This window comes from Mucilaginibacter gossypii (assembly GCF_017569325.2).
Classification (GTDB): Bacteria; Bacteroidota; Bacteroidia; order Sphingobacteriales; family Sphingobacteriaceae; genus Mucilaginibacter; species Mucilaginibacter gossypii.
In genome coordinates this window covers 4,045,218-4,065,920 of the sequence record NZ_CP071878.2, presented here as the reverse complement: position 1 = coordinate 4,065,920, position 20,703 = coordinate 4,045,218, and the positions used below count along the sequence as shown (strand labels likewise).

18 protein-coding genes are annotated in these 20,703 nt (G+C 43.9%); 12 read left to right on the top strand and 6 right to left on the bottom strand.

All coding sequences use genetic code 11. The features are described 5' to 3' along the window. The first annotated feature begins 15 nt into the window (after nucleotides 1–15). Nucleotides 16–1,155 carry a hypothetical protein gene (locus tag J3L18_RS17020; RefSeq protein ID WP_129568516.1) on the top strand — a complete coding sequence of 380 codons (1,140 nt, stop codon included), beginning with the start codon at nucleotides 16–18 and terminating at the stop codon, nucleotides 1,153–1,155. Nucleotides 1,156–1,268: 113 nt separating this feature from the next. Then, nucleotides 1,269–1,565 (top strand): helix-turn-helix transcriptional regulator, encoded by a 297-nt coding sequence (locus tag J3L18_RS17015; protein WP_223266114.1) that lies wholly within the window; start codon nucleotides 1,269–1,271, stop codon nucleotides 1,563–1,565. 129 nt (nucleotides 1,566–1,694) lie between these two features. Here the strand turns inward: J3L18_RS17015 and mnmE are convergent, their stop codons facing one another. Beyond that, nucleotides 1,695–3,155 (bottom strand): tRNA uridine-5-carboxymethylaminomethyl(34) synthesis GTPase MnmE, encoded by a 1,461-nt coding sequence (mnmE, locus tag J3L18_RS17010; RefSeq protein ID WP_129568517.1) that lies wholly within the window; start codon nucleotides 3,153–3,155, stop codon nucleotides 1,695–1,697. 203 nt (nucleotides 3,156–3,358) lie between these two features. Between mnmE and J3L18_RS17005 the strand changes: the two genes are divergently transcribed. From J3L18_RS17005 to J3L18_RS16995, 3 genes are all read left to right on the top strand, one after another. Further along, complete coding sequence (locus J3L18_RS17005) at nucleotides 3,359–4,417, top strand: nucleoid-associated protein (protein ID WP_129568518.1); 1,059 nt, start codon at nucleotides 3,359–3,361, stop codon at nucleotides 4,415–4,417. Nucleotides 4,418–4,503: 86 nt separating this feature from the next. Further along, nucleotides 4,504–4,971 carry a hypothetical protein gene (locus J3L18_RS17000; protein WP_129568519.1) on the top strand — a complete coding sequence of 156 codons (468 nt, stop codon included), beginning with the start codon at nucleotides 4,504–4,506 and terminating at the stop codon, nucleotides 4,969–4,971. Nucleotides 4,972–5,091: 120 nt separating this feature from the next. Further along, on the top strand, nucleotides 5,092–5,385 hold the full coding sequence (locus J3L18_RS16995; RefSeq protein WP_129568520.1) for a hypothetical protein: 294 nt from the start codon (nucleotides 5,092–5,094) through the stop codon (nucleotides 5,383–5,385). An 11-nt stretch (nucleotides 5,386–5,396) separates the two neighbouring features. Here the strand turns inward: J3L18_RS16995 and J3L18_RS16990 are convergent, their stop codons facing one another. The 3 genes from J3L18_RS16990 to proS all read right to left on the bottom strand — a co-directional run bounded on the left by J3L18_RS16990 (nucleotide 5,397) and on the right by proS (nucleotide 9,028). Then, a complete protein-coding gene (locus tag J3L18_RS16990) occupies nucleotides 5,397–6,191 on the bottom strand; it encodes a TIGR02757 family protein (RefSeq protein WP_189549108.1) in 795 nt (264 codons plus the stop codon). Nucleotides 6,192–6,308: 117 nt separating this feature from the next. Further along, on the bottom strand, nucleotides 6,309–7,448 hold the full coding sequence (locus J3L18_RS16985) for a cystathionine gamma-synthase (protein WP_129568560.1): 1,140 nt from the start codon (nucleotides 7,446–7,448) through the stop codon (nucleotides 6,309–6,311). A 107-nt stretch (nucleotides 7,449–7,555) separates the two neighbouring features. After that, complete coding sequence (proS, locus tag J3L18_RS16980; RefSeq protein WP_129568522.1) at nucleotides 7,556–9,028, bottom strand: proline--tRNA ligase; 1,473 nt, start codon at nucleotides 9,026–9,028, stop codon at nucleotides 7,556–7,558. Nucleotides 9,029–9,128: 100 nt separating this feature from the next. Here proS and J3L18_RS16975 point away from each other — a divergent pair, with 100 nt between their 5' ends. The 3 genes from J3L18_RS16975 (at nucleotide 9,129) to J3L18_RS16965 (ending at nucleotide 13,593) form a co-directional block, all read left to right on the top strand. Continuing rightward, a complete protein-coding gene (locus tag J3L18_RS16975) occupies nucleotides 9,129–10,064 on the top strand; it encodes a hypothetical protein (RefSeq protein ID WP_189549110.1) in 936 nt (311 codons plus the stop codon). A gap of 33 nt (nucleotides 10,065–10,097) precedes the next feature. Continuing rightward, complete coding sequence (locus tag J3L18_RS16970) at nucleotides 10,098–11,579, top strand: OmpP1/FadL family transporter (RefSeq protein WP_129568524.1); 1,482 nt, start codon at nucleotides 10,098–10,100, stop codon at nucleotides 11,577–11,579. A 229-nt stretch (nucleotides 11,580–11,808) separates the two neighbouring features. Then, nucleotides 11,809–13,593 (top strand): DUF885 domain-containing protein, encoded by a 1,785-nt coding sequence (locus tag J3L18_RS16965; protein WP_129568525.1) that lies wholly within the window; start codon nucleotides 11,809–11,811, stop codon nucleotides 13,591–13,593. A gap of 191 nt (nucleotides 13,594–13,784) precedes the next feature. Here J3L18_RS16965 and J3L18_RS16960 read toward each other — a convergent pair whose 3' ends face one another. After that, the gene (locus J3L18_RS16960; RefSeq protein ID WP_129568526.1) at nucleotides 13,785–15,632 is read right to left on the bottom strand and encodes a type VI secretion system baseplate subunit TssF; all 1,848 of its coding nucleotides are present in this window, start codon (nucleotides 15,630–15,632) and stop codon (nucleotides 13,785–13,787) included. A 4-nt stretch (nucleotides 15,633–15,636) separates the two neighbouring features. Continuing rightward, nucleotides 15,637–16,071: a GPW/gp25 family protein gene (locus J3L18_RS16955; RefSeq protein WP_129568527.1), complete on the bottom strand. Its 435-nt coding sequence runs from the start codon at nucleotides 16,069–16,071 to the stop codon at nucleotides 15,637–15,639. Between the two features lie 219 nt (nucleotides 16,072–16,290). Between J3L18_RS16955 and J3L18_RS16950 the strand changes: the two genes are divergently transcribed. Genes J3L18_RS16950 through tssR form a run of 4 tightly spaced genes read left to right on the top strand, consistent with a single transcriptional unit; the run spans nucleotide 16,291 to nucleotide 20,701 of the window. Next, nucleotides 16,291–16,809 carry a type VI secretion system TssO gene (locus tag J3L18_RS16950; protein ID WP_129568528.1) on the top strand — a complete coding sequence of 173 codons (519 nt, stop codon included), beginning with the start codon at nucleotides 16,291–16,293 and terminating at the stop codon, nucleotides 16,807–16,809. A gap of 8 nt (nucleotides 16,810–16,817) precedes the next feature. Next, nucleotides 16,818–17,306, top strand: a complete 489-nt coding sequence (locus tag J3L18_RS16945) for a type VI secretion system transmembrane protein TssO (RefSeq protein WP_129568529.1) — start codon at nucleotides 16,818–16,820, stop codon at nucleotides 17,304–17,306. A 37-nt stretch (nucleotides 17,307–17,343) separates the two neighbouring features. Next, nucleotides 17,344–18,306, top strand: a complete 963-nt coding sequence (locus J3L18_RS16940; RefSeq protein WP_129568530.1) for a PKD domain-containing protein — start codon at nucleotides 17,344–17,346, stop codon at nucleotides 18,304–18,306. A gap of 31 nt (nucleotides 18,307–18,337) precedes the next feature. Further along, nucleotides 18,338–20,701 (top strand): type VI secretion system protein TssR domain-containing protein, encoded by a 2,364-nt coding sequence (gene tssR / locus J3L18_RS16935; protein WP_129568531.1) that lies wholly within the window; start codon nucleotides 18,338–18,340, stop codon nucleotides 20,699–20,701. The last annotated feature ends 2 nt before the right edge of the window (nucleotides 20,702–20,703 follow it).

The window sequence follows — 20,703 nt, the reverse complement described above, 5'->3', positions numbered from 1 at the left end:
ATTAAAACAAAAAACATGATCAGCCCATTAAAACATAAACCTGTGAACTGGATAGATGGAATGAAAATTTCCAGCGCACATTTTGTTAATACTGATAATTTTATTCATGATATAGTACGCGATGCCAATTCGCTGCCGCTCAACAATAATAATTTCGGGCTGCTTCCACCCGCACAAGGGCAAAGCTCATCGCTGGATATCCAGATCACCGAACGGGCATCAGGCCAGGTGCAGGTAACTTTAAACCAGTGTAACGCCATTACTGCCGAAGGTTTCAGGATTGATATTACCCGTGCCGAACAACCGTTAACATTTAGCCATTACTTTGGCCAGGAAACTATCAATGAAGCATCAGAAACCTATTATGTGCTGCTTACCGTAAACCCCTTTGAACGTGTACCCTCAGGCACACCCGACCCGGAAGAACAGCCCATCCGCTATCCCGATATCAGCAAACATTACGATATCACTATTTTGCCGGCTTCACAACTGAACAGCATGGGGGCGCACTTTATGGAGGTTGGTAAATTTGTACGAAGCGGAAGCACCTTTCAGGCTAATGTAAGCTATATCCCGCCATGTACCTCGCTGATAAGCCATGCCGGCCTGATGACCTATTATGAAAATTTTGGGGCACAGATCAACAACCTTCAGCTGCTTTCGTTCCGTATTATTGACAAGATCACGTCGAAAGATTCGGTATCTACTATTGGTAAAAATGTAAAGCTGCTGTGCGATAAAATGCTTGATTATATCGCGAGGATTTATTTTTCATACCGAAACCTGATCTATCTTCAACCACCTGTCCAATTGGTTTCCTGCTTTTCAGAAATGGCACACCTCTTTTTCAGTACCGTTAAAAGCATGCCGGGAGCAGAACGGGAAGAATTGCTTAAATATTTTTATGAATGGAAGGATGTAACACCCGGCAATTTTGAAGAGCTGTTAGCCCGTTTGATCGAAATAGTTTATAATCATCATGAAATAAACTCGTCAATGACAGCGGTTGATGAGTTTATGCGGGTAATTGTTGCCCTGTGGAATAAGCTTAGTACGTTAGAATACATAGGCCAGCGCAAAGAGAACATTGTAGTTGCCGAGCAGCAAGCCATACAAACCATTCAAACTAAACGTACCTGGACATTGCTTGACTAAGTGCCGTTAAAGATTTCAATAAATAGATGCCTGCCGGTTCCATATATTGCGGCAGGCACTCATCATAAACCAGTATTGTTTTATTACCGGCTTTCGGCACCCGCCATTAACAGTTGTTCCAATATTTCGGTATAACCGCGCTCACTGGTGTAGGCCGCATCATTAACCAAAACCTGCGGATGGATAAAAGTATTGATGAGCAGCAGATCGTAAGCCAAAGTCGTCCCGGTTTTTTCAATGCCCTGCAGCAACAGGCCGAAAACAGCCTTACTCGCCTCGACCTAAAATATTGCTCATATATTTTAATGGGGCTTGATACCAAGGAAATAGCTAACCGCCTTGGCGTTGAGCCAAAAAGTATCCGCATGGCCAGGTACAGGCTTAAACAAAAACTTAAATTAGGATCTTGACCAATTTATTGGCAGTGCTGGTTAACGTAAGGTACAAGTGCAGGTGAACGCTCTCAATATTAGCAAAAAGGAATAATACCTTATTTATGAATTAATGTTTAAGTAGTAAGCATTTGTCAACTTGCGTGATTACTTTCCGATACAAAACTTACTAAAAATATTCTCCAGCAAATCATCCGTAGTAACAACACCTGTGATCTCACCGAGGTAGTGAAGCGCCTGTTTAATATCCATCGACAAAAAATCGGAAGTTATGCTGCCATCAATACCGCCCAATACCCTTACAAGCGCCTCTTCAGTTTTTTGTAAGGCTTCGAGGTGGCGGATATTAGTAACCAGGGTTTCGTCACCACTGAGCTGGTCTTTTACGGCAGACGAGTAAATCTTGTGTTTCAGATCGTCAATATGTCGTTTTTCTTTGGCGGAGATAAAAATAATGTCTGGAAGTCCCAACGGCTGGAGGAGGGAGGTAGCAGAAGTGGATAGATCCCGCTTATCAAAATTCTGATTAGCAAATAAATCTGCGAAGCTCTTTTCGGACATCCCGGCTTTCTGACTGTCGGACTTATTTAGCAGATCTGCTTTATTGGCTACCACTAATATGGTAACTCCGGGCTTTTGCAGGCTGGCAATATCATTGTTCAGTTCTTCGATAGTAATCTCCGCAGCATCAAAAACATAAACCAACAGGGCCGACTGGCTGATCTTTTCCATGGTGCGCTGTACGCCTATCTGTTCAATGGCGTCGGTAGCTTCCCGGATACCGGCAGTATCAATCAGCCTGAAATTAATGCCCTGGATATTCAGCACCTCCTCAATCGTATCTCTTGTAGTACCGGGGATGTGGCTTACAATAGCACGCTCCTCATTGAGCAGCGCGTTCAACAAGGTTGATTTACCGGCATTCGGCCTACCTGCTATCACCGTATTGACCCCATTTTTAATAGCATTTCCCAATTCAAACGATTGGATCAGCCTACCTACTATTTTAGTAATTTCATGGATCAGATTTTTCAGTTGGTCACGGTTGGCAAACTCTACATCTTCCTCAGCAAAATCGAGTTCCAATTCAATGAGCGAAGCAAAGTTTACCAGTTGCTCGCGCAGGGCCTGTAACTGAGTGCTGAAGCCTCCGCGAAGTTGTTGCAAGGCCACCTGCTGCGATGCTTTAGAGTTGGAGGCGATCAGGTCGGCCACAGCTTCGGCCTGGCTCAGGTCGAGCTGACCATTGAGGAATGCCCTTAGGGTAAATTCGCCGGGTTTGGCCGACCGTGCACCTTTTTTGATGAACAGCTTAATGATACTTTCAATAATATAACCCGAAGCATGACATGAAATCTCAACAACATTTTCGCGGGTGTATGACCGCGGACCAACAAACAACGATACCAGCACCTCGTCCAAAATCAAATCACCATCGGCAATACTGCCGAAATGAATCGTATGCGATGCCTGTTTGCTCAGGTCTTTGCCTTTAAAAACACTGTTGGCTATGTTTATGGCATCAGGGCCCGAAAGGCGAATCACAGCAATGGCGCCCACACCGTTTGGTGTGGCAAGGGCAACTATGGTATCGGTATTATCTGTCATTTTTTAGTTGATAGTTAATGGTTCATAGATCATAGCCTAAGCCCGCCTAATTTACCAAAGTGCAAAGGTCGTTATTTCGTGGTGATTTTTCTCACCTGCTCCTTCTAATCCATCTCCATATGACTTGAACATGAAAAACGCGGGCACACCATGAACTATGATCCATGAACCATTAACTAAAATCTTTACCTTCGCAGGCAATTATGGTAACTTTTTTTGAAGCTTCGCTCGATACTATTTCGGTACATCATGTTGATAATCAGTCGCAGGAAGAGATGTATGCCCTTTCCGAACAGCCGTTAGAATTGAAGGATGAGATTATTCCCAACCTGCTTATGCAGTATTTTCTGAAACCTTTTGAAAAGGCTAACGAGGTTTATCACCTGATGCACAGCAGTGGCGACCTGGAACTAAACGAGCTGCACCACTTTGCCACACAGGTATTTGATGACAACACTAAGTTTCATGAGGCATCTGAGAAAATAGCGAAGCATTTGTACAAGGTTACCAATCACCCTAACATTAAAGGCGGCGAGCTTTATGTGGTTTACTTTAATAAAGTGCAAATTGAAGGCAACCCACTGGATGCCATCGGTATCTTCAAGTCGGAAAACAAGGAAACTTACCTTAAAGTTTACCCGGACAAAGGCGGTTTCCAGGTTGATTATGAGCAGGATGCCATCAATATTAATAAACTGGATAAAGGTGTACTAATCTTCAATATCGAAAAAGAGAACGGCTACAAGGTTGTTGTGGTTGATAAAACCAACGGCGGACAGGAAGCGGCGCGATTTTGGAAGGATGATTTCCTGCAATTAAAGATCCGCAACGACAGCTTCAATCAAACCAACAATACCCTGGGCATTTACAAAAACTTCATCACCGAAAAAATCGATGAAGAATTTGAGATGAGCAAGGCCGACAAGATCGACCTGCTAAACCGCTCCATGAAGTATTTTAAAGAAAAGGAAACCTTTGATATGGAGGAGTTTTCGAACGAAGTGATCGGTAATGAACAGGCCATCGAATCATTCAAAACTTTCAAAAACCAGTACGAGCAGGAATTTGACAGCCCTATTGCCGATAATTTTATTATATCAGAAAACGCGGTAAAGAAGCAGGCCCGTGTTTACAAAAGCGTTTTAAAGCTTGATAAAAACTTCCACATCTATATTCACGGCGATAAAGAACTGATTGAGAAAGGTTTTGATGATGGCCGGGCGATGAATTATTATAAAGTTTATTTTAGGGAAGAGGCGTAGGGATTATTCTATTTTAGGTTTATGGGTAGATCATTGGGTACAACATAACCATTCTTTCTTGTAACTTTGGTTAACCCTTATTGCAGATGGATCTTAAAATAAAATCCCAGATATCTCAAACGACAGTTTTACAAACTCAGGCTATAATTGAAAAAATACTTTTTCAGCTAAACGAAAAAGAATACCGTTTAATAAATGAAACGGACAAATCAGTGAAATTTGATATAAGTCAATGGCAGTTGCGGTGGAACTTTGAACCGACAAGATTAGATGGTGGTGAATTCGAAGTTAGTACTGCCGATAATTGTACAATGGTTAGTTTAACTTACTATAACGACTTGCTTATACCACTAATCATGTTAGCAGCGTTGAGTACTCTTCTCCTCATTGACGGTCAATATGAAGGTATCATATTTTTTGGTGCATTTTATTTAATCACAGGAATCATTCATTTAATAACTTCAAAAACAAAAGCGAAAGAATTATTAAATGACATATTAGATATAACTACTTCTGATACAAATCAGTCAGATGAAAAAAAGGATATAAATTAAGCATTACGAAACTTTGGGAACTTTGCAAGTTTATTTCAATAATAAAAAATAAAAGGCATTGAATAAACCTTTGTTTTTCGTCAGAGTCATACCTACATTACGAAAAATAAACTTAATCACATGTCTGCCTTAAAAAACTCAATTATAAGCCTGTCAATTCTACTGGTATTCTCCAGTTGTAGTGTAAAACACTATACCATAGGGATGAGTGAAAGCGAATTTAAAAATTCAGAAAAGTATAACCTGGAGTTAGTTGAAGAAACCTCAAAACATGCAGTTTACAGGCGAATAGCTTCTGCAGATGCACAATCAAAACCACTATCATATCATTATTATTATTTCAATAACGGTACATTGGTGCGCACAGAACTTGTTGATGCCCCTAAACCAGGTATTGTAGTTTTGGGTAAGTAGAATGCTAATATTTAAAACTGTACGCCCCAGCGTTCTTCTATCCCCAAACCAAACAAGGCAAAATCATATTTAACCGGATCGTTAGGATCGAACCCGCGGAGTCTTTCGGTCAGTTCAACGGCCGTTTGCCAGTCGGTTTGTTTTCGGGTGATAAGATTGAGTTTGCGCGATACCCTGTCAACATGCAAATCAAGCGGGCAGATCAGATCGGCCGGTTTGATGCGGTTCCAGATGCCAAAATCAACGCCGTTATCGTCCTTCCGCACCATCCAGCGTAAAAACATATTCAGCCGTTTGCAGGTTGATTTTTGCGATGGTGATGACACATGTTTTTTAGTACGATGTGGAAAATCGGGCAAGGAAAAAAAGTATGAGCGAAAATGATTTAAAGCAGCCTCAATAGCTTGAACCTTTGTCTCCCCCTTCAGGGGGCCGGGGGGCATAAACGCATCCTCCAACGATTCAAACCGTTCATAATGCTGCCGAAAAAAAGCGATGAAATATAAAGTATCCACATCATTAAAAGTGCGGTGCTTGAACTTTAACAGCTTTTTCAGATCAGGCTCTTCATGATTGATGATGAAATCGTAAGGCGCGCCATCCATCAACGTAATAAGTTCTTTGCATTTTTTGATAATGGTAACCCGCTGTCCCCAGGCCAGTGTGGCAGCCCAGAAACCCATGATCTCGATATCCTGCTTTTGGCTAAACATGTGCGGGATGGTTACCGGATCATTCTCAATAAATTCGGGGCGGTTGTATTGGGCAACTTTCGCGTCGAGGAACGCTTTGAGATTTTCTGTCATGAGTATTTACAAAAACGCCATTGCGAGGTACGAAGCAATCCCAAACTATACAGAGCGGCTCTGCCTGTCGGGGATTGCTTCGTACCTCGCAATGACGCGTATTTTTTAATATAAAGCTTAACTTAAAGCTTGCTTAATATCCTCCAGCAAATCTTCGATATCTTCTACACCTACGCTCAGGCGCAGCAGGTTATCAACTACGCCTGCTTTTTCACGTTCGGCTTTAGGAATTGAGCCGTGGGTCATGCTTACCGGGTGATTGATCAATGATTCAACTCCTCCTAATGACTCGGCCAATGAAAATACTTTAAATGACGATGCAATGCGGAAAGTCTCCTTCAGATCGGCGTCTTTCAATACAATGGAGATCATGCCACCAAAATCGCGCATTTGTTTTTTAGCGATATCATGGTTAGGATGATCGGTAAAGCCCGGCCAGTAGATCTTTTCAACTTTGGGATGATCTTTCAAAAACTCAGCTATTTGCCTTCCGTTTTCGCAATGGGCTTTCATGCGTAAGTGCAGGGTTTTGATACCTCTCAAAACGAGGAAACTATCCATCGGTCCAGGAGTGGCTCCGCAGGCGTTATAGATGAACCAGAGCTTTTTATAAAGCTCTTCATCGTTCAGCATCAATGCACCCATCACCACATCACTATGGCCGCCAATGTATTTGGTTACCGAATGCATTACAATATCAGCACCCATATCTATCGGGTTTTGCAGGTATGGCGAAGCGAAGGTATTATCCACCACAAAAAGTAAATTCTTCTCTTTCGTGATCTTACCTATAGCTTCCACGTCCACAATCCGCATGGTTGGGTTAGTAGGTGTCTCTATCCAAACCAATTTGGTTTTATCATTCACATGGGCACGAACAAGCTCCGGATCAGACAGATCCAAAAAGTGGAACTTGATGCCGTAGTTAGCAAAGATCTTAGTGAAGATCCGGTACGAACCACCGTAAAGGTCATTACCGGTAATAACTTCATCGCCGGGCGCAAGCAGTTTCATCACCGCATCAGTAGCGCCCATACCGCTCGAAAACGCCAGGCCAAACTTTGCGTTTTCCAAAGCAGCCAAACAATCTTCCAGCGCTTTACGGGTAGGGTTGGTACCACGCGAGTACTCATAGCCCTTATTATCTCCCGGCGATTTTTGCCAGTAGGTTGATGTTTGATATATCGGCGTCATAATAGCGCCGGTAGTTGGATCGGGCTCCTGCCCTGCGTGTATAGCTTTAGTTGCGAATTTCATGAGTGGTGCTGTAAGCACGGTCCATAGTCGATAGTTCATGGACCATAGTAAAAAAACAATTACTCATAGCTATGGACTATCGACCATAGACTATGGACTTTACAAATCTAATACGCCCTCGCAAATAACACCCGCTGCGTCGATGGCTTACCGGTGAAGATACATTTACCTTCTTCCTGTTTATTATCCAAAGGTATGCAACGGATTGTCGCCTTAGTTTCCTCTTTTATTTTTTGTTCGGTTTCGGATGTGCCGTCCCAGTGTGCACTGATAAAGCCGGGTTGTTCATCGAGCATACGTTTAAATTCATCCCAGGTATCAACTTCGGTGGTATTTTCAGCCCGGAAATCGAACGCTTTTTTGTAGATGTTATTTTGGATCTCCTCGAGCAGGCTTTCTATTTTACCGGAAAGGCCTTCCTGTGTGGTTGTTTCTTTTGTTTTAGTATCACGACGGGCCAGTTCAACTGTTCCGTTCTGCATATCACGGCTGCCTATGGCTACGCGTAATGGAACACCTTTCAGTTCGTATTCAGCAAATTTAGCTCCCGGGCGATGGGTGTCACGGTTATCAAATTTTACAGAGATACCTTTAGCCTTAAGTTCCTTTTTTAACGAGTTAACATAGGCGCTGATATTATCCAGCTCTTCCTGGTGTTTATAGATAGGCACAACTACAACCTGAATTGGTGCAAGTTTCGGAGGCAATACAAGGCCTGCGTCATCGCTGTGAGCCATGATCAATGCCCCAATTAAACGGGTTGAAACGCCCCATGAAGTAGCCCAAACGTGTTCAATTTTATTCTCTTTGTTGGTGAACTTTACATCAAACGCTTTGGCAAAGTTTTGTCCTAAAAAGTGCGATGTACCAGCCTGTAAGGCTTTACCGTCTTGCATCAAAGCTTCAATACAATAGGTATCCAAAGCACCGGCAAAACGCTCATTAGCAGTTTTACGGCCTTTTACTACCGGCAATGCCATCCAGTTTTCGGCAAAATCGGCATATACGTTCAGCATTTGCTCGGTTTCGGCTACCGCTTCTTCAGCCGTTGCATGCGCGGTGTGGCCTTCCTGCCATAAAAACTCGCTGGTACGCAAAAACAAACGGGTGCGCATTTCCCAGCGCATTACGTTGGCCCATTGGTTAACCAGGATAGGCAGGTCGCGGTATGATTGGATCCAACCCTTGTAAGTGTTCCAGATAATAGTCTCTGATGTCGGACGGATGATGAGCTCCTCTTCAAGCTTGGCTTCCTCGTCAACAATAATATTTCCTTCGCCATCATTTTTGAGGCGGTAATGGGTTACAACAGCACATTCTTTGGCAAAACCGTCAACATGGCTGGCTTCTTTACTAAAGAATGACTTAGGTATTAAAAGCGGGAAGTAAGCGTTGCTGTGACCGGTGTCTTTAAACATCTCGTCAAGTACCGCCTGGATCTTTTCCCATATTGAATAACCGTACGGTTTAATGATCATACAGCCTCTAACCGGCGAATACTCGGCCATGTCAGATTTAATTACTAAGTCGTTAAACCATTGCGAATAATCTTCGTCTTTACTAATAACACCTTTGCTCATATTGATTGGATAGAATTTGGACTTGTGTAATTGTTGTATATTGCTGCCAAATTTATAAATTTAAAACTTATTTGACCTTGCACTTTTTACTTACCTGTATATGAAACGGAACATCGCGATAGGAATGTTTATTATCGGTGCCATGGCATTGAGTTCCTGCTCTACAACCAAGCTTGCATCAAACCAAAGTAATGACAACGTTTATTTTTCTGATGCACGAGCGGGCGATGAACCTGTTTATGCACAACAGCCGGCTTACAACCAAACCCCGGTTGCAGAGGATGGATATAGCGATGACGACGATGATTACTTTTACTACGATGATTATTCGGCACGTATAAACCGTTTCAGTTACTTTTCTCCTTTCGGCTATTATGACGACTTTTATTCGGCGTACAATAACTATCCTTACTACAACTATGGATTGAGCTATGGTGGTTTAGGATATTATGGCGGTGCTGGTTATTACAACGGCTGGGGATTGGGTTATGGAGGCTACTACGGCGGCCTTGGCTTAGGATTAGGTTATGGATACGGCGGTTATTATGGTGGCTGGGGCTTAGGCTACGGATATGGTGGATACGGCGGTTATTACAGCGGCGGTTACGGATACGGTGGATATGGCGGTTACTATGGTGGAGGCTATGCTTCGTCAGGTACAGCGCGTCCTTATCGTGGTAATGGCAATCCTTTTGCAGGCAGCGGGCGTCGCCCTGTCAGCAGTGCCACTTCCGGTATAGGCTACATTCCCGGAGGGCGTAACAGACCATTGGGCAGCAGAACGAACACTTACAGTAACGGCAGCAGCAATAGCGGAAATAACAGTTATAATAATAACAACGGCACCCGCTATGCACGCCCGGCCCGTACGGACGCGGCGCCTACCCGTGATGCACAGCCGGTTTACAGACAGCCACAGGTTGAACGTACATCACAGCAACCATCGTATACCCCATCACCAAGCTCAAGCGGCGGCAGTTCACGCAGCACCGGCAGCAGCAGTGGCGGCGGTGGCGGCAGACCATCAAGACCATAAACCTAAATCTTATATTTTATTTACCTGAATTTTATGAAAATCAAGTATTTACTAAGCATAATTGCTATAGTAGCAATTACTAAAGATAGTTTTGCACAATACTCACAGGATGCCATCAGGTTTTCAACCTTTCAAACCGGGTCAACCTCACGTATCAAAGCTATTGGCAACGCCGGCACAGCCGTAGGCGGCGATTTAAGCTCCGTTAGCGGCAATCCTGCCGGCTTAGGCTTTTTTACACACTCGGAGGTTAGTATTACCCCTGAGTATGATAACTCCAAAATAAGCTCCAGCTTTTTTGGGCAGGCAGGCAGCGCCAACCGTAATGATGTGAATATGAGCAACGCTGCCATCGTATTTTATCAGCAGCTAACTACCCGTGGGCGCGACAAAAGCAAAGGCTGGCTAAGCATCAATTATGGCGCGGGCTACAGCCGTACCAATAACTTTTATGAAAACGTCGCTTACGGCGGTACAAACCAAACCAGTTCTATTTCTGATTACTATGCCGGTATCGCCAAGCGCGAAGTATCTCAATATGGCAGTGTTAACCCCAATGGGCTCGATGGCTGGGCATATGATCATGTCCTGATCGATAATTTTGGCCCTGCAACTGACCCGAATTCGTATGCAAGCACAGTGAATGTTCCGGTAAGGCAATTGGCGGGGATTACCCGTACCGGCGGCCAGTCGGAGTTTAACCTTTCGTTCGGTGCCAATTACAGCAATAAGCTTTACTTAGGTTTGGGACTGGCTATTACAGATATCAGGTATAATTCGCATGCCAGGTTTACCGAAAATGGCAATGCCATTATAACCAACGGCGGCAACCCTACCGACTTTTCATCCACTTTTGCGCAAGATCAAAGTACCAAAGGCTCGGGCTTCAACGCCAAATTGGGTATTATTTATAAACCCATACAGGCCTTACGTTTAGGTTTTACATTTACCTCGCCAACGTTTTATAATATTGATGATTCATATGCCGAAGGGCTTGCCACGCAATATACAGGTGGCAAAAGTTATCAAAACGTATCCGAACCATATCAGCTAAGCTACAATCTGCGTACGCCGTTAAAATTAGCAGGTGGTGCGTCTGTTTTCATAGGCAAATATGGTTTCATAAGCGGCGATGTTGAATATATCGATTATACCACTACCCATTTAAGCACTAATGACAGCTACACGGCCGATGGCGACAACAGCGATATCAAATCACTTTACCGCTCAACAGTGAACCTTCATGTGGGCGCCGAAGTAAACGTGAACAGCCTCGTTTATCTGCGCGGCGGTTACAGCCAGCAAGGTAACCCGATGAAAGACCTTGGCAGCGATATTAAAACAGTTAGCGGCGGCATAGGCTTTCATTTTGGTGCTTATTTTGTTGACGCTACTTACGCCAGGGTAACCGGCAAGCAAACCATTTTCCCTTATGAGGTAGGTGCAACCAGTCCTTTTGTCGATTTGAAAAAAACTAACAACAATGCATTCCTTACTTTAGGGTACCGCTTTTAACCGTTGATTTTTTTGATTGATTACGCTTATTGCGTTGATCTGTTGTACAGCCTGTCTTTTCGCTACGAAAAGACAGGCTGTTTCATTTAACGTATATCGTTGTGCCGTTGTTGGTGTCGTCGCCAGCAATGCCGAAAGAGTCAAAATGTGCTATTATCAGCGAAATCAACGTAATCAAAAATATCAACGGTCAAATTAAGTAACTTGCCATTCATAATTTAAATTGACCATGAACAAAAATCTACTTAAAAGCACCGGTTTGTTGGTGCTATTGACTGGTATCGGCATTAATGCCCGGGCGCAGCAATCAGCCGAAACAAAAGCATGGGTAGCCAAATCAAATGAGTATACCAAAATCATTATTGATCTGGATAAAAAATACTCGCCCGAATACGGATCATCACAAGGCCTGGCCGAGTATGACAGCGACATCGCTGTACCAACCCTCCAAAACATCATGGCCGAACGCAAGGATGAAGAGGCCGTTGTCGCTAAACTTACCGAAGCCCTTAAGACTGAAAAAAATACTTTTATTCAACAGGATATCAATATCATTATAACCCACCTCAAACTGGGTTTTCGCCAGCAGGACTTTGAGTTGAGCCGCCAGGTCCCTTTTTTAAATGCGTCCTCAACCATTTACAGCGGGCTGGAAACACTGCTTGACGATCAAACCCCCGAAGCCCGTCGCCAGGCAGCGGTAATGCGTATCCGTAAATATGCAGGACTGGAAAAAGGTTATAAACCATTGACAACCATTTACAGGGAACGTCTGCAGCACCAGATGGACGGCAAAAACATGATCTATCCGTCAAAGCAACGCATGGAAACCGATCTGTCGCGCAATGCGAGTATCGTTAGCGGCATCGCCGAGCTTTGTACCAAATACAAGGTGACCGGATGGGAACAACCCTATGCAACCCTGAAAAAACAACTGGAAGATTATGACAAATGGGTAAAAGCAAATGTACTGGTAAAAGCCCGTACAGACTTCAGGCTCCCACCCGAAGAGTATGCTATGAACCTCGAAGCTTATGGTATAGATATTCCCCCTGCGAAAGTAGCTGAAATGGCACATGCCCTGTTCAATCAGATCCAGGGCGAGATGAAACCTATTGCCGGGCAGATAGCCAAAAAACGTGGCCTGCCATCAGATGACTATCGGGCTGTAATTCGTGAACTTAAAAAAGAACAGATCCATGGAGATTCTATTATTCCGCTGTACGAGCAGCATTTAAAAGATATTGAAGGCATCATTCGCGATCATCAACTGGTAACGCTGCCTAACCGCCCGGCTATTATCCGTTTAGCTACAGCCGCCGAAACCGCGCAGAGCCCCGCCCCGCATATGGTGCCACCGCCGTTCCTGAACAATACCGGCCAGCGCGGTGTTTTTGTGCTGCCATTAAACATGCCCGCATCACCCGGCGAAAAAGCTACAGACAAGTACGATGACTTTACTTTTGATGCCGCCTCGTGGACCATCATTGCCCACGAAGCAAGGCCGGGCCACGAATTACAGTTTGATAAAATGGTAGAAGAAGGGGTATCACAGGCACGCGCCCTGTACGCTTTTAACTCAACTAATGTGGAAGGCTGGGGCTTATATTCCGAATATATTACCCGCCCTTACATGCCTTTAGAAGGCCAGTTGGTATCGTTAGATTATCGCTTGCTCAGGGCCGCGCGTGCGTTCCTTGATCCTGAGTTGCAGGCTGGTAAGATAACCCAGCAACAGGCGCTTGATGTATTGATGAACGATGTAGTACAATCGCGCGCCTTTGCCCGCCAGGAAGTTGAGCGTTATACCATTAACGCTCCCGGCCAGGCCAATAGCTATTTTTATGGTTTTACCAAAATGATTGCCCTGCGCAAAGATACCGAGGCTGCGTTAGGCAACAAATTCAACGCTTTGCATTTCCATGATTTCATCCTGTCGCAAGGGATCCTGCCGCCGGCATTGATCCGCGAGGCGGTGATGAATGATTTTGTGCCGAAAGAGAAGGCGTTGTAAGATTTTCTATAAAACGCAAAAAGCGGGATATTTAAAAATCATCCCGCTTTATTGGTTATTTACGATGTCGCGATAGAGCAGGGTGGGCAAGCGGGACAAAATAATGCAGCTCGTGATTCTGCCCGATTTGCAGGGCCCGTCGCTTAATAACAAAAGAACACAAGGGCGATGACGGTAACAATATGTATATCTTACTCCGCAAACACCCTATAATTAACATCCATTACGCTCCGGCTTTGCAGCTTTGATTTTAGCAGCTCAAGCAGCGTGGCCCATTCCGGTGCCGAAAGTTCATGATCGGCCGGGGTTATATAAATATCGGTTGTTTTAATAAAACCTTCTTTGGGATTGGCTGAGATACTTACGCCTTTGCTGACGCGGATGTTTTTGATTTTTGTTCCAAGCTCATATCTGCAGAAACTTGTTAGATCGGCAAGGGTAACTATGCGGTCTTTAGTGGTGAGGCCGTATTTATAGGCTTGGATCCGCTCGGAAGGCCCAAGGCTGTTTCGGCCGCCAGTGGTCGTGGTAAGGAGCCTTAAACTATCCGGCTTAAGTTTAATGGCTTCTGCCTGTTGTAGCTTTGAGCCTTTGCGGATGTTGTTGGCATTGTCGGCAAGTGTTGTCCAAAAACTGAGGTATAACATGGCCGCTTTGTTTGCCGGTTTTAGTACCAGGTAATTTACCAGTTCATGATTATCTTTTGAACTTTTGGACTTTTTTTCGATAACGGAGATATTCTGCTCCAGTGTTTTTAGGGCCGTTGTTAAAAAGTCGCTTCCGTATGCGGCAAAGGCCGCTTTTTCGTCGCGAAGCAGCTCAAACAGGTATTCGATAGTTTGCCTGGCGTTACGTGCATCAAAGCGCTCGGCGCCGCCGTTCCTGATGGAGTAACTGCCCTCATAATTAATACCGGCCTGGCTATAAGGGATCTCGTTATACCGAACGTCATTGTCGTCATGCAGCTCATGGATTGATAAAAAGTGATCATAAGCGCCTGGTTTTATAGGGATGATATCGCTGATCTCTTTGATCCTGAATTTTTGTTGGTGAAGCCGCCTGCTCATTACCGGGAAACAGTTTAAATGTAACTGTAGTTCATCAATGGCATTTGCCGGGATTGCTGCCGGGAATACGATCTTGAACCACAGGCAGGGCTTAAGTGCTTTCAAATCCTGCTCGTTAAAAAACGACAGCAACTCAACCGGATAGTTTGCTTTGAAGGCGGTAATATTGCTTAGCCGCTCATCGGTAAGCGAAATAAAATGATTGTTGTAATAGGTCCTGACGTCGCGGGTTATAAGGTTAATGATATGCTGATCATAAAAAACAGGTTTCTGATCGTCGGCTTGTTCATCAGCGTAAATGAGGCCAGGTTCAGTATCAAGCTGTGAACCATCCAGATAAAATTTAGTTACCTGGAGCAGGCTGTAAAAATCGGTATTGCTGATGTAAACAGGCCAGTCGAAATAGATTCCTGCATTTTTAAAAGTATTCAATGCTACTGCTGTTTCAATGCCTATCCAAAGGGTGTTAGGTTCGCCAAAAGCACCAGCGCGGACGTTTACCAATGTATTCTTCTGCTCAGTTTCAATATGTTCCTGCAGCCTGGCCCCGTTGAAGCTGTATTTTATTTCGGCATTAAATACAGTGGTAGCCCCTGCAGGTGTAAAATAAATGTCCAGTTGTTCCGGGCTGGTTTTACCAACCTCCGCTGCCAGCTGTTTCCGGAAATAAAAATGATTGCCGATGTTCAATATTTCTGAAGCCTCGATGGGGTTACCTTTCAATATGGCATGGGCAGGAAGGGGAGCCGTTAAATAGTCGGAGGCCAGGATCCTGGATATTTTGTTCAGGATGCGATGCTCCAGGTTTTTAACATCGTTGTTTAAGTTGAACAACTCGGTGCTCAGGGCTTCAATCAAGAGCTTTACCAGCGGATCAACATCATTTACGTTTTGAACGCCCCAAAACTCGGTAGCGTTCTTCAGCATGCGGTTCCTGATCTCTTCTTTTGAGTTATAAAATATAGTGCTCATAGGTTTATGCTGATAGCGGGCTTAAGAATAAAGCAGTTTTGAACAAATATGTTTCGCCGGTTTTGTTTAGTTTGCCTTTAATAGTAATATCTACTTTCTTTTTTATTTCGCTCACATTGCGCAAGGGGTAAAATTTGTTGATCTCGGTAATGTTCACGCCGATATCAATATCATAGATCCTGTTTTCAAATTTGCTGATAGAACGCAACAACGATTGCCTCAGCTTTTCTTCCCAAATAGTCTCACTCATAATGAGTTCAAAATCCATATCCCAGATCTCGCAGCCAAATTCGGGGTTGTAACGGTGCTCGCCAAAACGGGTAAAAATAATGAGTTCGATGTATTGCGATATAGACGCACCAAGGTCTTGTTTATCAAGGTCCTGGCCATTATTGATATGGCTAAAGCGGAGCGGTTTTGAATAAAGCGGGTTTAGCATAAATGATATTATTGGATTGCGTCTGTGTTAAATTTTAACTTTTTATAAACATTTATTTTCAAAAATAGTTGTAGATATGTTTTATTGGTTACAAATAGTTGATAAAGTATTGATTTTTTGATAATTATTACACTATTGGTTAATTAATAAATATGAGTTAAATATTATAAATGCAGCTTTTTTAGCTGTAAATAAACCGAACCGATACTATAATATTAGATGAAACCTGTAAACAATAGCGACCTAAACCGGGCTTATCGCAAATTCATGATGTACCTTATTACATTACTGGGTTTTGCCATCATTATCGTTTACTTCTTTTTTGCAACCTCAGGCCGTGAGCTTGAATTATTAAATGCCCGCGTTAAAAAAACAGATCAGCTGATAGCGCTCCGTACCGATATCAATAACAGCTTTGAATTGATCCTGGTGCGCATGCAGCAACTCTCGCAGTATGCAAAAATGAACTCGCAGGAGCTTAATAACCAAACGGTGCTGCTTAATGATATCCAGGAGAGCAATCAGCATATCCGGGAGCGGCTGCAAAGTAACCCTTACCCGCTTAAAAGTTTTGAGTTGTATAAAAAGCTTAGCAACGATATTGAAACCATTGCCAGCATCAAAGATTCGCTTTTTACCACTCGTTTCCAGATTGAAAGCCTTCGCTCACAGTTAGAGTCGTGCAGCCGGGTAAATAAATCGGCAATTAACCAGTTAAACCATCACTATCCGCATTAATAAGCCATATGTTAAAATTTAGTTTAAAAGAACGGAGAGAGAAATTCCTGTTTTTCATGGGGATGTTTTTAGTAACGTCGGTGATATTGTGCGTGGCTATATTTTATAATTATGGCAACGAAGGGTTAGTATCAAAAAGCGAGTTTGCTAAAAAAGTAAACGAAGAAGAGCAGTTTGAAAGCCTTGTTACCGAAGCGTTACCAACCGTTGATACAACGTATCATAAAATAGTAAAGTTTAACCCCAACGTGCAGGCCGTTTTTTTGGAGAATGATATCAGCGGTTCAATAGGTGCCATAAAGTCATATTACAACCGCCGCCCATATGATGCGCGGTATAAATGCTTTATCCACGCTTCAAAACTGTTGCAGGCACTTTTTTATGATAAGCGCGAACTAACGGGCAATTATAACGATATCAGGAACATAAAAGGATCGGTTGATGACTGCCACACTGCACAGCGGCAATTGCAGCAAAACATGAGCATGGCCCGGTAAGCATCATCATACATCTATCATATATAACCTAAGCAAAATGAAAAACGATTACAACGACGGGAGGCCCGTCGATACTAACCGGAACACCTACACCTTTCTATACATTTTTACTGGTGTAGTTGTTATTGCCGGTATCATTTTCCTGCTGCGTAGTTCATTGTTTGAAAAGAGAGTGATCAACGCCCGTATCCTGAAGGATGAGATAGCCCTGAACGAGCACCTGGTTTACTCGGATAATACGGCCAATGCAAAAAGCTGGCTTTGGGAGTTTGGCAATGGCGATAAATCAACTCAACAAAACGGGAGCTACCACTTTAAAAAAACAGGCGACTATATCATACGGCTTACCGTTGACGGCAATTTGACGCAGCAATTCCCGGTTAGCGTAAAAGATAGTACCCCAACCATAGCTGCCGATACCCTGATTACAATTAACGGCCCCACACAGGGGATTGTAAATGAACAGGTAAGGCTTGAGGCGCAGGGTAATGCCCGGATTTTTGAATGGTCGTTTGGGGAAACCGGCCGGGTGGATGTTAAAGGACCAACTGCACTCTACACCTTTCACAACCCCGGTACCTATTTCATCAAACTGAGCACGGATAAAAGCAGGCGCCCGGTCTATCACCGTATGCGTATTACCAATCCCGATTCAACATTTGCCAACCAGATCGTAAACCCTGGTGAAAGCGAGCGCCGTGTAATCGATGATATCAGGGCACACCTGCAGGCCATAGCCAACGGCGGTGATTTTAACCGTCATTATTATTACCTGGTTAGGAGGTATTTCTGCGGAGATGAGAAAGTTACCGTAAATCTTGAAGATAACGGCGAAAGCAAACGGACTGATTTTTACTCCTACTGTATGCGGTTAACTTTTGGAGGTGGCATCAGTGTTGACGAAGCACAGGTTACCCTAAAGCCAAAATCAAACTGCTCAAGTATGCTTTCGGTAAGGCAGCATGCAACCACTGCCGCTCCCGAAAAGAGGCCCAGATAATCCATTTTAAAACCTATTTGCATCAACCAACATGAAAAATATATTAAGCTTCGTTTTTTTAACCTGTATAGTAATTGCGGCCCGGGCGCAATCGCCGGTATCGCTTGGCAAAACGGTGGTAACGCTACCCAAAGCTTTTGAAAAACCTGATGAGCGTACCAGCATTTACAATACCGACGACCGTACTTCCTTGCCGTGGATCGTATTTTCGGACAGGGCCGAAAATTATACATATACCTCGCCAGGCGGAACACTGGTAATGAAAAAAATAAGTTTCATGGAACCTTTTTATGTAAGTGAACAAAAAAACGGTTTTATAAAACTGATTAAGTACCAGGCCGGCATGGTACAAGGTAAAAAGCTTACCAATAAAAAAGGCTCGCAAAGTTACGGATGGATCAGCATTTCAAAGGTGTTGCCCTGGCAGTCTGCTTTTACCAGCACAAACGGTTATCCCGAAAAATATATCACCATTATAAGTGGTGCCGGTCCGCTCACTATGCCCGATTATTATTATGACAAAACTGATTCGGCATACATTTTTGCCGGGCCCGATCAAAGCCAGAAAAAAACCAAAGTGGCGCTGCACAATGTGGTTTATGTATACAAAAAATCTGACGACGGAAAAAAAGTATTGGTAGGGTCCGATCCACAGTTGATTGCCGATAATGCAGCTGGCAGTGTTTATGGCTGGATAGCCGCCGACGCCGTTCATAGCTGGGGCGATAGGCTATATATCGGGTCGGCAAGGGAAAACCAGCCATTGATCAATGATTCTATTGCAAGATATATCAACAGTTCCCTCAAAACCAATAATAGCAAGGGAGGTACGGGCTATTTTGCTTTTGACCCCTTACTGGCCGATAATGCTCCCTTGTTATTGAGCATGCCGGTAAGCTCATCTGCTTCGGGTAATCTTAGCCTCGGCTTCGCAACCGATGTTTATGATAAAAGCCATAACAGTGTGCTCAATATCAAAGGCGGGCATTTAGCATATAAGGATTATCTCAAGATCCGCAACAATGTTCACCACGTTAACATTGTGTTTGTGGTTGATGGCGGTAGCCCTATGCGCAATTATTTTTCGGGTATTACCAGTACTATTCAATCATTTGAAGATATTTTTGATGCGCATGCCAGGGGTAACCAGGTTAGATACGGGGCTGTAGTTTACCGTAACGCGTCCGGCTGTCAAACAGGGGGTATCCAGTCAACCCCGCTTAGCGCCGATTATCGTAACCTGGTAAAATACCTCGAATCACAGTCAACAGTAACAGGTAACTGTGCCCCGGTGATAAGTTCCCAACCAGTTTTTGACGGTATTCGCACGGGGTTAAGCCTGTTTGGCAATCATCCCGACGAAACCAACCTGGTCATCCTGATTGGTGCCACCGGTGCTTTAGATCGTAATTCGGCAGGGGTTAATACGGTGGCCAGTCAGATAGCGGCCGCCAACGCCCGCTTGTTGGCTATCCAGGTATTTAGCGATTACAACCCTATCTACAATGATTTTGTAATCCAGGCAAGACAAATTGTATCACAATCTGCGGTAAAGCTGGCCGATTATAAAAAACAGCGCATGGTGAATGGAGAAGGCCTTACCAACGTGCAGCAATTCAATACATCACTGTCCGATTCGGTTTCTTTTTACCTCGATTATCCTAAAAAGAGCCTGATCCAGGGCGCTGTGGTGTTTCCGCCCAAGAGAGTGGTAAAATCAAACCAGGCCATGAGTTTGGCAGTTGAACGCCTGATGCGCGAAACCGATTATGATATCCGTAACCAGATCCATACGCTCGACAGCGCATTCAGGCTTACCGGGCGCGAAAACCGTTATGTACAGCCGCTGGTTATGCAGCAGCAGGGGCAGCCATCAACCGATTTGGGAAACAATATGCCGCATAACGCTTTCAAATATTACCTCAGCGCCGAAGCACCAAGAAACCTGGTAAACGAAAGCAAGGGGCAGCTGCAATACCTGCTGATATTGAACGAGCAGGATTATAAGCAGCTAACAGATCTGCTGTCGCTCATGATAGGCGAAAACCTGCAGCGGGACGCGTCCGATTATCGCTCAAAATTGGTTGATAACTACGTTGATATCGCTGCCAAGCATTTAGGGCTTAACTTATCTGGCGGTGATATTAAAGACATGACCCTGGCCGATTATTTTCTGCGGGTTACCAGTTTACCCTTACCCGGCAAAAAAGATTTCTATAATAAAAAGGTGAATGATCTTAAACATAACGATGATATGCCGCAGGCGCAATTTGAGGCATATATCCACTATTTGATCCATAGCAGTGATGTTATTAAACAGGCTGCTATTACCAACCAACACTTTACGTCAAACGGCAAAACCTATTATTATATAACCCAGGCTAACCTGCAATAGCA